13 protein-coding genes are annotated in these 13305 nt (G+C 30.6%); 6 read left to right on the top strand and 7 right to left on the bottom strand.

Annotated features, from left to right (window positions below; genetic code table 11):
• Positions 1-9: 9 nt before the first annotated feature.
• Positions 10-1533, bottom strand: a complete 1524-nt coding sequence (locus AJ886_RS00500) for an AAA family ATPase (RefSeq protein ID WP_002856955.1) — start codon at positions 1531-1533, stop codon at positions 10-12.
• The gene (locus tag AJ886_RS00495; RefSeq protein WP_002855276.1) at positions 1533-2393 is read right to left on the bottom strand and encodes an NAD(+) kinase; all 861 of its coding nucleotides are present in this window, start codon (positions 2391-2393) and stop codon (positions 1533-1535) included. The genes AJ886_RS00500 and AJ886_RS00495 overlap by 1 nt, the downstream gene beginning before the upstream one ends.
• A 90-nt stretch (positions 2394-2483) precedes the next feature.
• Between AJ886_RS00495 and aspS the strand changes: the two genes are divergently transcribed.
• The 4 genes from aspS to msrA are packed head-to-tail and all read left to right on the top strand — an operon-like array spanning position 2484 to position 5876.
• Entirely contained in the window at positions 2484-4235 is a 1752-nt protein-coding gene (aspS, locus tag AJ886_RS00490) for an aspartate--tRNA ligase (RefSeq protein WP_002854803.1), read from the top strand.
• Positions 4232-4810, top strand: a complete 579-nt coding sequence (locus AJ886_RS00485; protein WP_002855137.1) for an adenylate kinase — start codon at positions 4232-4234, stop codon at positions 4808-4810. The genes aspS and AJ886_RS00485 overlap by 4 nt, the downstream gene beginning before the upstream one ends.
• 9 nt (positions 4811-4819) lie before the next feature.
• Complete coding sequence (ppa, locus tag AJ886_RS00480; RefSeq protein WP_002855031.1) at positions 4820-5338, top strand: inorganic diphosphatase; 519 nt, start codon at positions 4820-4822, stop codon at positions 5336-5338.
• A 40-nt stretch (positions 5339-5378) separates the two neighbouring features.
• Positions 5379-5876 (top strand): peptide-methionine (S)-S-oxide reductase MsrA, encoded by a 498-nt coding sequence (gene msrA / locus AJ886_RS00475; RefSeq protein WP_002855174.1) that lies wholly within the window; start codon positions 5379-5381, stop codon positions 5874-5876.
• Between the two features lie 175 nt (positions 5877-6051).
• On the opposite strand, the gene AJ886_RS00470 is transcribed toward msrA, so the two are convergent.
• Genes AJ886_RS00470 through ilvC form a run of 5 tightly spaced genes read right to left on the bottom strand, consistent with a single transcriptional unit; the run spans position 6052 to position 10171 of the window.
• Positions 6052-6891 carry an RsmB/NOP family class I SAM-dependent RNA methyltransferase gene (locus AJ886_RS00470; RefSeq protein ID WP_079860623.1) on the bottom strand — a complete coding sequence of 280 codons (840 nt, stop codon included), beginning with the start codon at positions 6889-6891 and terminating at the stop codon, positions 6052-6054.
• 28 nt (positions 6892-6919) lie between these two features.
• Positions 6920-7303 (bottom strand): Holliday junction resolvase RuvX, encoded by a 384-nt coding sequence (gene ruvX / locus AJ886_RS00465; protein WP_002871352.1) that lies wholly within the window; start codon positions 7301-7303, stop codon positions 6920-6922.
• Positions 7300-8073 carry a DNA-processing protein DprA gene (locus tag AJ886_RS00460; RefSeq protein WP_070283756.1) on the bottom strand — a complete coding sequence of 258 codons (774 nt, stop codon included), beginning with the start codon at positions 8071-8073 and terminating at the stop codon, positions 7300-7302. Before AJ886_RS00460 ends, ruvX begins: the two co-directional genes overlap by 4 nt.
• Positions 8063-9145, bottom strand: a complete 1083-nt coding sequence (locus tag AJ886_RS00455) for a divergent polysaccharide deacetylase family protein (RefSeq protein WP_070276223.1) — start codon at positions 9143-9145, stop codon at positions 8063-8065. The genes AJ886_RS00460 and AJ886_RS00455 overlap by 11 nt, the downstream gene beginning before the upstream one ends.
• A gap of 3 nt (positions 9146-9148) precedes the next feature.
• Positions 9149-10171, bottom strand: a complete 1023-nt coding sequence (gene ilvC / locus AJ886_RS00450; RefSeq protein WP_044780557.1) for a ketol-acid reductoisomerase — start codon at positions 10169-10171, stop codon at positions 9149-9151.
• Positions 10172-10289: 118 nt separating this feature from the next.
• On the opposite strand from ilvC, the gene AJ886_RS00445 reads away from it, so the two are divergent.
• Complete coding sequence (locus AJ886_RS00445; protein ID WP_070233148.1) at positions 10290-12224, top strand: RNB domain-containing ribonuclease; 1935 nt, start codon at positions 10290-10292, stop codon at positions 12222-12224.
• Entirely contained in the window at positions 12217-13182 is a 966-nt protein-coding gene (locus AJ886_RS00440; RefSeq protein ID WP_044794329.1) for a DNA polymerase III subunit delta, read from the top strand. The genes AJ886_RS00445 and AJ886_RS00440 overlap by 8 nt, the downstream gene beginning before the upstream one ends.
• The last annotated feature ends 123 nt before the right edge of the window (positions 13183-13305 follow it).

Genomic DNA, 13305 nt, shown 5'->3' with positions numbered 1-13305 from the left:
AAAATCCGCTTAATCCTTAAACAAGGTCTTAGCAAATTCGATTGCTTCATCACTAACAAGCTCTCCACTTACCATCCTAGCAAGCTCTTTAATTCTTTCTTCTTGATCAAGCTTTTTTACCTTGCTTTCTTCGCCATTTTTTTCAACTAAAAAATGATTATGCGCCTTAGAGGAAAGTTGAGGCAAATGAGAAATAGCAAAAATTTGATAAAACTTAGAAAGCTCCTCTAAAACCTTGGCTATACTCATAGCCTCTTTTCCGCTTAAATTTGCATCGATTTCATCTAAAAATAATATCCCTTTGCCTGCATTTAAAATTTTACATTCTGTGGCTATAAAAGCAAGTCTTAAGCGATTTAATTCACCCGAACTTAAATTTTTTAAATGAGCTAAATTAATATCTAGCATCATCTCATCTTTGCCTAAAATTGAAATTTTTTCATTTTCTTTAAGTGTCAAACTTGCGTCTTTCATATAAAGATCTTTAAGATAATTATTTAAACATTTTTCTAATTTTTTAAGGTTTTTCTTTCTTGTTTGAGTTAAAATTTGTGCTTTTTCTTCTAATTTTTGTTTTAATTCTTGAAATTTTTTTTCAAGTTCTTTTTTTTCAAAACTTAAATTTTCATAATGTTCTAGTTCATGTTTCTTTTGCTTTAAAACTTCTAAAGCATTTTCTATGCTTTCATAACGCTTGATGAGATAGGATAAATTTTCAATGCGATCTAAAAGCGTCTCCACATCAAAATCCAAATCTTCCATTTTTTGATTTTCACAAATCACGCGTAATTCATTTAAACATTCACTAAAAAAACTTGCATCAACTTCGCTTAAATTTAAAGCTTCAATAACAACTTTTTCAAGCTCAAAAATACGCTCTGCCTTACTCCAAGCTTCTTCTAATTTATCTTTTTTAGAAAGCTTTTTTTTAAGTATTAAAAGCTCTTCATACTCACCTATTTTAGGATTAATGCTTGAAATTTTTTCAATTTGCACTCTAGCTAATTCTTTTAATTCTTCTACTTTTTTTTCTTCTTCTAAAATTGCATTAAGCTCATTAGAAATTTGACTATAAGCATTAAAATCTTTTTTAAAATCTTCTAAAAAGGAAATAAAATTTGTATTTTCTTGCATTTCTAAGGCATCTAAGAGATTTAAAAATTTTTCATTTCCAAATTCGTTATTTTCCTTTGCGCTTAAATACTTAATAAAAGTTTTACTTAAATTTTGCAAACTTTTTTTCGCTATGCTTTGATTGTTAATAAAATATTTTGTGTTTTTTTCTTTTAAAAGCTTAAAAACATTCTCCTCTTCGCTTTCTATGCCAAAACTTTCTAAATCTAACTTATCATCTAGTTCTATTTCGACAATTTTAGCCTCACTTTCACTCAAAGAAAATGCGGATAAAATTCCTTTAAACAAAACTGATTTTCCAGCTCCACTTAGGCCTGTAAAAACGGTAAGCCCTTTAGAAATTTCAAGCTCAGCCTTTTTAAAACCAAGATTTTCTTTCATAAAAATTCTATTTATCATCAATTTCCCCAGTGTAATTTTTCTTTTAAAATTTGAAAATAATCCCTATTTTTTGGGTGAATTAAAGCCACATTTTTATCACTTAAACCCACTTTTATACTTTTAAAATCATTCATTTTATAATTTTCTTGCCCATCAATACAAAGTATGCAATCCTTTGCCATAATCTCTATTTCAAAACCTTTTGGCAAAACAATAGGGCGTTGTGTTAAAGAATGAGAACAAACAGGAGTTAAGATAAAAGCTTGAGCTAAAGTATAAACTATGGGCCCATTTGCACTTAAATTATAAGCTGTTGAACCCGCAGGAGTTGCAACAATAAGCCCATCTCCAAAATATTCATTAAATTTCTTTTCTTTTCTAAAAACTTCTATATGAGCCATAGAAGCTTGATTGTTTTTACTGATGACCACATCGTTAAAAGCTAATTTTTCTAAAATTTTTCCTTGCTTATCTTCTAAAAAAACACTTAACAAATAAGGCTTTTCTATTCTAAATTCTCCTTGAAAAAAAGCTTGAAAAAAATTTTCAGCTTCATCAACTTTAAAATCTGTTAAAAAACCTAAATGTCCAGCATGAATTCCTAAAACTGCTTTATCATATTCACAAGCTTTACGACATAAAGAAATCAAAGTTCCATCTCCACCTAAAGAAATAACAAAATCAGATATTTTAAACAAATCATCCAATCCATACTTTGGCAAATCTAAAATTTCAGAACTTTCTTTAAACAATACAAGCTCAACTTTATATATAGATAAAATCGATTGAAGTTTTAAAATTTCCTTATCTAAACTCACATTGGGTCGTGTAACAAGTCCGATTGTTTTAATATTTTTATGATCTATTTTATTTTGCATAAAAAATTATATCAAATCTTAGCAAAGCAAAAGAATAAAAATACTATAATTTTGCTCATTATCTTAAAAAATCTTTTTCAAGGAATAAATTTGCGAAGTCATTATAATACAGACTTGGGAATTTCCCATGTTGGTCAAAGCGTTAAACTTTGCGGTTGGGTAAATAGCTACCGCGATCATGGTGGAGTTATTTTTATAGATTTAAGAGATAGAAGTGGTATTATCCAACTTGTTTGCGATCCAAATGATAGCAAAGAAGCTCATGAAATCGCTTCCAATGCAAGAAATGAATTTGTACTTATTGCAGAAGGTGCTATTCGTCCGCGTGGCGAAGGACTTGTAAATCCTAAATTAAAAACAGGAGAAATCGAAGTAGTTGTTTCTAAACTTACCATAGAAAATGAAAGTGCCGTACCTCCTTTTGCTATCGCTGATGAAAGTGTAAATGAAGAATTACGCTTAAAATATCGCTTTTTAGATTTAAGAAATCCTAAACTTTATGAAAATTTTGCCTTGCGTTCTAAAGCTTGTATAGCAGCTAGAAATTCTTTGGCAAATATGGGATTTTTAGAAGTTGAAACCCCTATTCTTACCAAAGCTACTCCCGAAGGTGCAAGAGATTATCTCGTGCCTTCTCGTGTGCATCAGGGTGAATTTTATGCTCTTCCACAAAGCCCTCAGCTTTTCAAACAACTTTTAATGTGTAGCGGTTTTGATCGTTATTTTCAAATCGCAAAATGTTTTAGAGATGAAGATTTAAGAGCTGATCGCCAACCTGAATTCACACAAATTGATGTTGAAATGAGTTTTTGCGAACAAAAAGATGTAATCAATGTAGCTGAAACTTTTTTAAAAGATATTTTCAAAGCTTGCGGCAAAGAAATTCAAACCCCTTTTAGACAAATGCAATACAAAGACGCTATGGAAAATTATGGCTCTGATAAGCCAGATTTAAGATTTGATCTTAAATTTATTGATGTGATTGATATTTTTGCTAAGTCAAATAATGAAATTTTTGCAAATATTGCCAAAGATACAAAGAAAAATCGCATCAAAGCCATACGCGTTCCAAAAGGCGATACTATTTTTTCAAAAAGACAAATGCAAAGATTTGAAGAATTTGTGCGTAAATTTGGTGCTCAAGGCTTAGCTTTTATACAAGTTAAAGAAGATGGGCTTAAAGGTCCACTTTGTAAATTCTTTAGCGAAGAAGATTTAAATGAGCTAAGCAAACGCTGTGAACTTGAAGTAGGAGATGTGGTATTTTTCGGTGCAGGAGCTAAAAAAACAGTGCTTGATTATATGGGAAGATTTAGAATTTTCTTAGCCAACGAGTTAAATCTTATAGATCCAAATGCCTTAGAATTCTTATGGGTTGTTGATTTTCCTATGTTTGAGCAAAATGATGATGGAAGTTATTCTGCGATGCACCATCCTTTTACCATGCCAAAAAATATCGATGAGACTGATTTAGAAGAAATTTCATCTATTGCTTATGATGTAGTGTTAAATGGCGTTGAGCTAGGTGGAGGTAGTATAAGAATCCATAAAAACGATATTCAACAAAAAGTATTTAAACTTTTAAATATCGATGAAGAACAACAAAAAGAAAAATTTGGTTTCTTGCTTGATGCTTTAAGTTTTGGTGCTCCACCACATGGAGGTATCGCTATAGGACTTGATAGACTCATCATGCTAGTTACAGGAGCAAACAGTATAAGAGAGGTTATAGCCTTTCCAAAAACCCAAAGAGCGCAATGCTTAATGACAGATGCACCATCGCCTGCTAGCAATGAAGCAATGAGAGAATTGGGAATCAAATTAAGGGAGAATATAAAATGAAAGAATTGTTTTTAATCATAGGTGCACCGGGTAGTGGAAAAACTACCGATGCTAGTTTAATCGCACAAGCAGATGCGACAAATATCACACACTATTCAACAGGAGATCTTTTAAGAGCTGAAGTAGCAAGTGGGAGTGAGCTTGGAAAAACTATAGATAGTTTTATATCCAAAGGCAATCTTGTTCCTTTAGATGTTGTTGTAAATACTATAGTTTGCGCACTAAAAGCTGCTCCAACTAAAACTATTATCATCGATGGCTATCCAAGAAGCGTAGAACAAATGATGGAATTTGACAAGGTTTTAAGTGAGCAAAATGAAATTTGTCTTAAAGGTGTTATAGAAGTAAGAGTAAGCGAAGAAGTTGCCAAAGAAAGAGTTTTAGGCAGAAATCGTGGTGCAGATGACAATGAAGAAGTGTTTTATAATAGAATGAAAGTTTATACAGAACCTTTAAATGAAATTTTAGATTTTTATCAAAAGAAAAAACTTCATTTTATTATCGATGGGGAACGCACTATCGAACCTATCGTTGCAGACATGAAAGAACTGATTAAAAAAATTCAAAGTATATAAGGAGAAAAAATGGATTTAAGCAAAATCAAAATCGGAGATATTCCAAATAAAATCAATGCCGTAATCGAAATTCCATACGGCTCAAGCATCAAATACGAAATCGATAAAGATAGTGGTGCTATCATGGTAGATCGCGTTATGGCTAGTGCGATGTTTTACCCAGCAAACTATGGTTTTATTGCCAATACTTTGGCTGATGATGGTGATCCTGTGGATATTTTAGTGCTTAATGAATATCCTATCCAAGCTGGAGCCGTGATTCCTTGTCGCTTAATTGGTGTTTTAATCATGGAAGATGAAAGCGGAATGGATGAAAAACTTCTTGCAGTTCCAAATTCAAAAATAGATGCAAGATATGACAATATAAAAACTTACACGGATTTACCACAAGCAACTTTAAATAAAATCAAAAATTTCTTTGAAACTTATAAAATTTTAGAGCCAAACAAATGGGTTAAAGTGCAAGATTTTAAAGATGAAAAAGCTGCAATTGAAATTTTAGAAAAAGCAATCAAAAACTACAAATAATCCTAGCCCTTCAAAGGGCTAAACTCAAGGAAAACTCGCAATGAAAAATATCGTTTTAGGTGGTGGTTGTTTTTGGTGTGTTGAAGCCGTATTTGAACGCCTAAAAGGTGTAATCGATACTGAAGTTGGATATAGCGGAGGAAATCCAAATCCTAGCTATGAAAGCGTGTGTAATGGTGATGGTAACATAGAAGTTGTCAAAATAAATTACGATGAAAAACAAATCTCTCTTCTTGAAATCTTAACGCTCTTTTTTAAAATTCATGATCCAACAAGTATAGATAAACAAGGTGGAGATATTGGTATACAATATCGCTCAATAATCTTTTACGAAAATGAAGAAGATAAAATTTTAGCTCAAAATTTCATCGAAGAACAGCAAAAAATATTTAGCAAAAAAATAGTTACTAAAATTTCAAGATTGCAAACTTACTACAAAGCTGAAAACTATCATCAACATTATTTTATAAATAATCCCAATCAAGGATATTGTCAAGCTGTAATAGCTCCAAAACTGCAAAAAATACAATCAGACTAATTTCATCTTTTTAAGGTTAAAAAAATTTCAACTTTATTCACAGCCTTTTCACGCTGTGATTTTCTTTTCAAAGTACTTAAAAATAGAACTTTAAGCTTTAAAATAAAGAAAAAATTATTTATTGTTTTTTAAGTTTTTTTATGAATTTGTATTTAAATGTGAATAATTTTATTAATTAACATAATTTCCTAAGCTTAGCTATAAAAAATCCATCATAGTCTAAGCTTGGTAAAATCCGTCTACATTTTGAAATTTCAGCAAATTCTTCACTTTGCCCTGCTTTAGCCTCAACATTTTCCAAATCAATATCTAAAAGCTCTAATTTAAACTCGCTTTTTAAAGCATTCTCTATCACTTCTTCATTTTCTTCCTTGGTAAAGGTGCAAGTACTATATACAAGCTCTCCGCCTATTTTTAATGCCTTTAAAGCAGAATGTAGAAGTTTTTTTTGAGTTTTTGCAATATTTTTGATTTCTTTATAACTTTTTTCCAAATCAAAACCTATTTTAGCAAAAGTTGAACAAGGTGCATCAAGTAAAATTTTATCAAATTTTAAAGGACATAAATTGCCTATATTTTTACCATCTTTCATAAAAACTTTAGCATTCACGCCGTAATTTTTAAGATTTTTTTGCAAAATAAAAAATCTATCCCTACTCATCTCATTGCAAGCTAAATAACCTGTATTTTGCATAAAATTTGCAAGATTGATACTTTTGCCACCCGGAGCTGCACACATATCAAGAACACTTTGCCCTGCTTTGACCTCTAAATTTAAAGCACACAAATAAGAAGAATAATTTTGTATATAAAAGTACCCCTCATTAAAAACTTTCATAGAACTTAAGATGGCTTTATCTTTAGCGTCAAACAAATAACAATAAGCATTAATCTTTTTAAATTTTAAATTTTGTTTTAAAAATTCTTTTTCTAATTCTTCAATGCTAATTTTTAAAGTATTTGCAAATACACAAACATTTTTTTCTTGAGTAAAAGAAGATAAAATATTTTGCATTTCATCTTTGGTATAAAGTTTTTCTATTCTAGAGAGCAAAATAATCCTTTATCATGATAAAAGCAGATAAAGAGTCTAATTTACCATCTTTTTTGCGTGTATTGGCTACACCGTATTCTAAAGCTTCTTTACTTGTTCCACTTTCATCTACAAAGCAAATTTCTTTATCAAATTCAAGCAAAGAAACAAAATGCTTAATGCGTCTTGTCATTTCTTCTTCACTTGACCCACCCTTAGGAATACCTACAATGAGTAAAGAAATTTCATGTATTTTAAGTAAATTTTTGATTTCATTAGCGGCTTGATTGCGATTTTTTCTTAAAACTGCGTCTAAAGGCAAAGCGATCTTTTTATCTACGCAAAGTGCTACACCTATGCGTTTTAAACCTACATCTAAAGCCAAAGCTCTCATACTAAAACCCTTATAAAAAGCCCTTCTATGGAAATTTTTCCCTCAAGTTCGTATTCATAAACTTTTTGTCCATAAATTTTTAAAGCCTCATCAACACTCACACCTTTTTTACAAAACTCTAAAAACTCATCTTGATTTGTATCTATACTTGCAAACTCACTTACAAATTCTTTAAAATCACAGATTAACTTTGCTTTATTTTCCTTTAAAAGCAAATTAGTCCCTGTGCTTTCTCCTAGTCTTTGCGGTAAAACATATAAAGGTTTATTAAGCTCTAAAGCAAGCCTTGCACTTTGCATAGAACCACTTTTTATATCTGCTTGTGCAACCACAACAGCTTTACTTAAAGCAATAACCAAACGGTTTCTTAGTAAAAAGTCATAATTTTTTGGCAAATAATCATTTTCGTATTCGCTTAAAGCTAAAGCGTTTTCATAAATTTGTTTAATGATTTTTTCATTAGTTCTTGGATAAATTTGATCTAAACCATTAGCAAAAATACCTATAGTATTTGGCATAGCTGCCATACTTGCAGTGATATCCACACCCAAAGCACCGCCACTTACCACACAAAGATGAGCATTTTTAAGCATACTCGCTAAAGAAAAAACACAATTTTTCGTATAAACACTCATACGCCTTGAACCTATAATAGCGATTTTGTCTTGTTTTAATAAAGATAAATTTCCTTTGTAGTGTAATTTTTTAGGAGGCTTTTTTAAATCCTTAAAAAGTTCTAAAAATTCATCAGGCAAAATTTCACTTGCCATAAATTTCACTCAAATACACAAGATCAACGCCTTTTAACAAATCCTTACTTTGCTCTAAGGCTTTAAAAGTATTTTTCCTAGGATGTCCTATGGCTATAACAAAACCTTTTTTTTGTGCAAGTTTTACTGCGCTTTGAAGTTGTTTTTTAACATAATTAACATCATCTTCATTATCCAAAAACACATCTCTTTGTATATAAGGCATACTGAGTTCTTTAGCGATTTTATTTGCCTTAGAATTTCCTATAGTTTTAGAATCTACAAAAAATATATTTTGATTTTTTAAAGCCTCGTAAAGCTTTCTCATAGCTTCTTCATTGCTTGTAAATAAACTTCCTGTGTGATTATTGATATATCTTAAATCCTTAAAATCTTTTTTAATTTGCTTGATTTTTTTAAAAATTCTTTCTTTGCTATCATTTGGATTTAAAGTATCAAGCTCGGGTTTATTGTAATTAATCGCTGCTAAAGGTAAATGCACCATATAAAAATCAAATTTTAAAGCAAGTTTTGGCGTTTCGCTATGGTTTTTATCTGGCGGAAAAAAAGAAGGATTTAACTTTAAATTTAAAGCTTTTAAACCTCTAACCTGACTTGCATTTGCCATATCATCGATAATAATAGCAAGTTTTGGTTTTTTAGAAATTTTATTTAAATGAATATCTTCATCAAAAGTTAAATTTTGATCTTGGGTTAAATTTATATCTTTTGGAATAAAATTTTGCTCTAAACTCTGATTTTGTTCTAAACTTAAATTCTGCTCCACACTGCTTAAATTTTGCTCATTTAAACTTGTATTTAAATCATCAATTTCTTGAATTTTTTGCTCTAAAATACTTACAGATTTATTATTATCAAACTCACTCTCTTGAAAAATACCAATTTCGTAATGATCTTTGTTTGATGAAATTAAATCTTCTTGTTTATCAACAAAATAATCCGGCTTAGCAGAAGAAACATCTTGGGAATTTTGATATTTTACTAAAATTCCCAAAGCTAAAGCTATACAAAGTAAAAAAAGTATAGCTATGATTAAATAACGCTGAATTTGAACTAATTTTTTCTTTGACAATGTTTAGTTCTTATCTTTATCTACTAATTTTTTAGCACTGATCCAAGGCATCATAGCGCGCAAATTACGCCCTGTTTTTTCTATCAAAGAATCATTCATATTTTTGCGTTCTGCATGCATTCTAGCAAAACCTGCACGGCGTTCTAAGATAAAATCTTTTGCAAAAACACCATTTTGTATATCTTTTAAAACACCTTTCATTGCTTTTTTAGTCTCTTCAGTGATAATCTTTGGCCCTGTGATGTAATCGCCGTATTCTGCAGTATTTGAGATAGAATAACGCATATCTGCAATACCACCTTGATAAATCAAATCCACAATGAGTTTCATTTCATGCAAACACTCAAAATAAGCCATTTCAGGTTCATAACCTGCTTCAACTAAAGTCTCAAAACCTGCTTGAATCAAAGCACTAAGCCCACCACAAAGCACGGCTTGTTCACCAAAAAGATCTGTTTCTGTTTCAGCTTTAAAGGTTGTTTCTATAATACCTGTGCGTCCGCCCCCAATCGCACTTGCATAACTTAAGGCTAAATTTTTAGCATTTTTACTTTCATCTTGATGGATGGCTATCAAGCAAGGAGTTCCACCTCCTAAAGTAAATTCATTTCTTACTGTATGTCCTGGTGCTTTAGGTGCTATCATGATAACATCTATACCTTTTGGAGCAACAATTTGACCATAGTGGATATTAAAACCGTGCGCAAAAGCTATAGCCTTGCCTTCACTTAAATTTGGTTTTATTTCGACATTAAAAATATCTGCTTGAATTTCATCAGGAGCTAAAATCATAACCACATCTGCTGCCTTAGAAGCTTCACTTACACTCATTACTTCAAAACCAGCATTTTTTGCTTTAACAGCACTTGCACTACCTTCACGAAGTCCGATAATTACATTTACGCCATTATCTCTTAAATTCATCGCATGAGCGTGTCCTTGAGAGCCAAAGCCTATAATTGCTACTTTTTTTGATTTGATTAAATTTAAATCACAATCTTTATCATAATATACTGTAATAGCCATATTCACTCCTTAAAAATTCAAAAATTAAAGGTATTATTATAGCAATTAAAGTATAAATTTCATATTTTTTTTATAAACTTTATGTAAGAATTTTACAAAAAATCATAAAGTATCAAAAGTGAAAGAATTTTTAAACAGTCTTAGTTATGGTATTAGCTCTCACGAAGCAAGCAATGAATTTAAACAAATTTTAAGAGAGCTTTTAGCCAATCACATCATCAAAGAACACAAAAACAAATACTATCTTAACAATGGTTTTGCCTTTGGGGTGCTTGATATTTCAAGCAAAGGTACAGGTTTTTTACAATGCTTTGATGAAAGTTTCAAAAAAGATCTTTTGATAGAAAACAAAAACCTAAAAGGTGCAAACTATAAAGATATAGTTGCAGTAAAACTTCTACCTTTAAAGAAAAAACGCCCCAGTGCAAAGGTGATTTTAGTTCTAAAAAGAGCCAATGAAACCTCTTTAGTGATCACCAAAAGGTATGGCCAAGCCGTGCTTGGAATGAATATCAAAACAGGATTAAGCACTGCCTTAAAAGCTTCTCAAAAATCCTTAAAAGCACTACCTTTAGGGACAATTTTAAAAATAGAAAATGAAAATAACAATATCATAGAAGTTTTAGGGCATATTGATGATGAAAGTATAGATGAAAAAATCTCCTTAGCTCTTTTTAATAAAAATAACGAATTTAGCGACGCTTGTATCAAAGAAGCTCTAGCAAACGGTGATAGCGTTGATGCGAGTATGTATGAAAATCGCATGGATTTAAGAGCCTTGCCTTTTTGCACTATAGATCCTATACATGCAAAAGATTTTGATGATGCGATTTATTTTAACACTCAAAAACGAGAAATTTATGTAGCTATTGCTGATGTTAGCGAATATGTTTATGCTTATAGTGCTATAGATAAAGAAGCAAGAAATCGTGGATTTTCTATTTATTTTCCGCACATTGCTATACCTATGTTACCTCGTCCTTTAAGTGAAAATATCTGTTCTTTAAAACCTCATTTAGATCGCTTAGCGTATTGTTTTAAAATCACGCTCAATCATGAAAATAAAGTCATCAAAGAAGAACTTTTTGAAGGTATTATCAACTCAAAACGCCGTTTTAATTACGATGAAGTTGATGAAATTTTGGTACAAAAACCTGATTTAAAAGAACTTTCATGGCTTTATGAGCTTTTTGAAATCACAAAAAATTTACGCAAAATGCGTCTTAAAAATGCCTTTGAATTTCGCACCGAAGAATTAAGAATGAATTTAGATGAAAATTTAAGTCTAAAAAGCACAGTTTTTGAAAAAGACACGCCTTCGCATAATTTGATCGAAGATTGTATGCTTTTAGCCAATAAAGCCGCAGCAAAACTCATAGATATAGGTATTTTTAGAAATCACTTAAGTGCTGATGCAAGAAAAATCGATAAACTTTTAAATGAATTACGCGAACTCGGAATCGATGTAAATTTTAAGCCCAATCTTCCTGAACTCATACGCGACATACAAGCTTTAGCCGATGAATTAAATTTAAGAGCAGAAGTAGATAAACTCATCATCAAAGCACAAAAAAAAGCGGAATACTCTAGCGTAAATGCGGGACATTTTGGCTTAGGTTTTGATAAATACTCACATTTTACAAGCCCTATAAGAAGGTATTCTGATCTTATTTTACACAGACTTTTAAAAGCCAAACAAAAAAACGATGAAAAACTTTTTAATTATCTGCTTTTAAACATAGAAAGCACTTGCGAGAGTCTTAGTACGCTTGAAAGAGAGGCGGATAAGGTTGCTTTTGATTTTATGGATAGAAAATTTGCTAGATGGGCAGCTAAAAATATAGGCAAAAAATTTAAAGCTTTAGTTGTGCAAAATGATGGAGCTTGCATAGCCAAACTAGATGATGAAATCAAAGGAGCGGATATAATCCTTTATGATACGCGTGTAAATTTACTAGAAAGTGTTGAAGTGCAAATCATGGAAGCGGATATAGTTATGGCAAAAATTTATGCTAAAATCACCCAAAGACTTATAAAGGAAGAAAATGTATAGAAAAGAGCTTCAAACCCTGCTTTCTAAAGATTCAATACCTAATTTTTTCTTTCTTTATGGAGCAGATAATTTTCAAAGCGAACTTTATGCTGAATTTATAAAAGAAAAATATAAACCCGATGAAACTTTAAAACTTTTTTTTGAAGAATACAACTTCACTCATGCAAGTGATTTTTTAAGCGCAGGATCGCTTTTTAGCGAAAAAAAATTATTAGAAATTAAAACTTCTAAAAAAATTCCAATAAAAGATCTTAAAATTTTAGTCGAACTTTGCAAAAACAATGCGGACAATTTCTTTCTTTTAGAATTTTATGATGAAAGTTCAAAGCAAAGTGACATAGAAAAAATTTTCTCTCCTCATTTTGTAAGATTTTTTAAAGCTAACGGAGCTAAAGAAGGCGTGGAGCTTTTAAGCATAAAAGCAAAACAACTAAGGGTTGAAATCACTCAAAATGCTTTATTTACTCTTTTTACAAGTTTTGATGAAAACTTGTATCTTGCTGCAAGCGAACTTAATAAATTTAGCGGTTTAAGAGTAGATGAAAAAACCATAGAACAATACTGCTATAGTTTAAATACAGGAAGTTTTGAAAGCTTTTTTGATAAAATTTTAAAAAAACAAGACTTTAAAAGCGAACTTGAAAAAATTTTAGATAATTTTAATGAAATTGCTTTAATCAACTCTTTATATAATTCTTTTTATCGTTTATTTAAAATCGCACTTTATGCTAAAGTCAATGGCAAAATTGATTTTAAAGAGCTTTTAGGCTACACTCCACCCCCTCAAGTGGGACAAAATTTAAGCTCTCAAGCCTTTAGTTTAAAAATCGAACAATATAAAGAAATTTTCACTCTTTTACTTAAAAGCGAATACGAACTTAAAACCAATCCTAAACTCGTAAAAAAAGAATTTTTGATTTCGAATTTGCTTAAACTTGCAAGGATTTTAAAAAGTTAATTTTTAATCTTCAATCCTCTTCACTTCTTTTTAATCGTCTTAAAATAATTTAAAATGATTTATTGTTAATCTTAGCTGAGTTTTTAAAATACTTTAAAAGAATGATTGTAATCTAAAAAGAGT

This window comes from Campylobacter sp. BCW_6465 (assembly GCF_001762815.1).
GTDB lineage: Bacteria > Campylobacterota > Campylobacteria > Campylobacterales > Campylobacteraceae > Campylobacter_D > Campylobacter_D jejuni.
The sequence above is the reverse complement of the archived record's forward strand: the minus strand, read 5'-3'. Positions and strand labels throughout refer to the sequence as shown.

Bases quoted from the DNA above. Each gene is read 5' to 3' on its own strand.
- AJ886_RS00500 (WP_002856955.1), bottom strand. From the start codon at position 1,533: ATGATAAATAGAATTTTTATGAAAGAAAATCTTGGTTTTAAAAAGGCT.
- AJ886_RS00495 (WP_002855276.1), bottom strand. From the start codon at position 2,393: ATGCAAAATAAAATAGATCATAAAAATATTAAAACAATCGGACTTGTT.
- AJ886_RS00485 (WP_002855137.1), top strand. From the start codon at position 4,232: ATGAAAGAATTGTTTTTAATCATAGGTGCACCGGGTAGTGGAAAAACT.
- ppa (WP_002855031.1), top strand. From the start codon at position 4,820: ATGGATTTAAGCAAAATCAAAATCGGAGATATTCCAAATAAAATCAAT.
- msrA (WP_002855174.1), top strand. From the start codon at position 5,379: ATGAAAAATATCGTTTTAGGTGGTGGTTGTTTTTGGTGTGTTGAAGCC.
- AJ886_RS00470 (WP_079860623.1), bottom strand. From the start codon at position 6,891: ATGCAAAATATTTTATCTTCTTTTACTCAAGAAAAAAATGTTTGTGTA.
- ruvX (WP_002871352.1), bottom strand. From the start codon at position 7,303: ATGAGAGCTTTGGCTTTAGATGTAGGTTTAAAACGCATAGGTGTAGCA.
- AJ886_RS00460 (WP_070283756.1), bottom strand. From the start codon at position 8,073: ATGGCAAGTGAAATTTTGCCTGATGAATTTTTAGAACTTTTTAAGGAT.
- ilvC (WP_044780557.1), bottom strand. From the start codon at position 10,171: ATGGCTATTACAGTATATTATGATAAAGATTGTGATTTAAATTTAATC.
- AJ886_RS00440 (WP_044794329.1), top strand. From the start codon at position 12,217: ATGTATAGAAAAGAGCTTCAAACCCTGCTTTCTAAAGATTCAATACCT.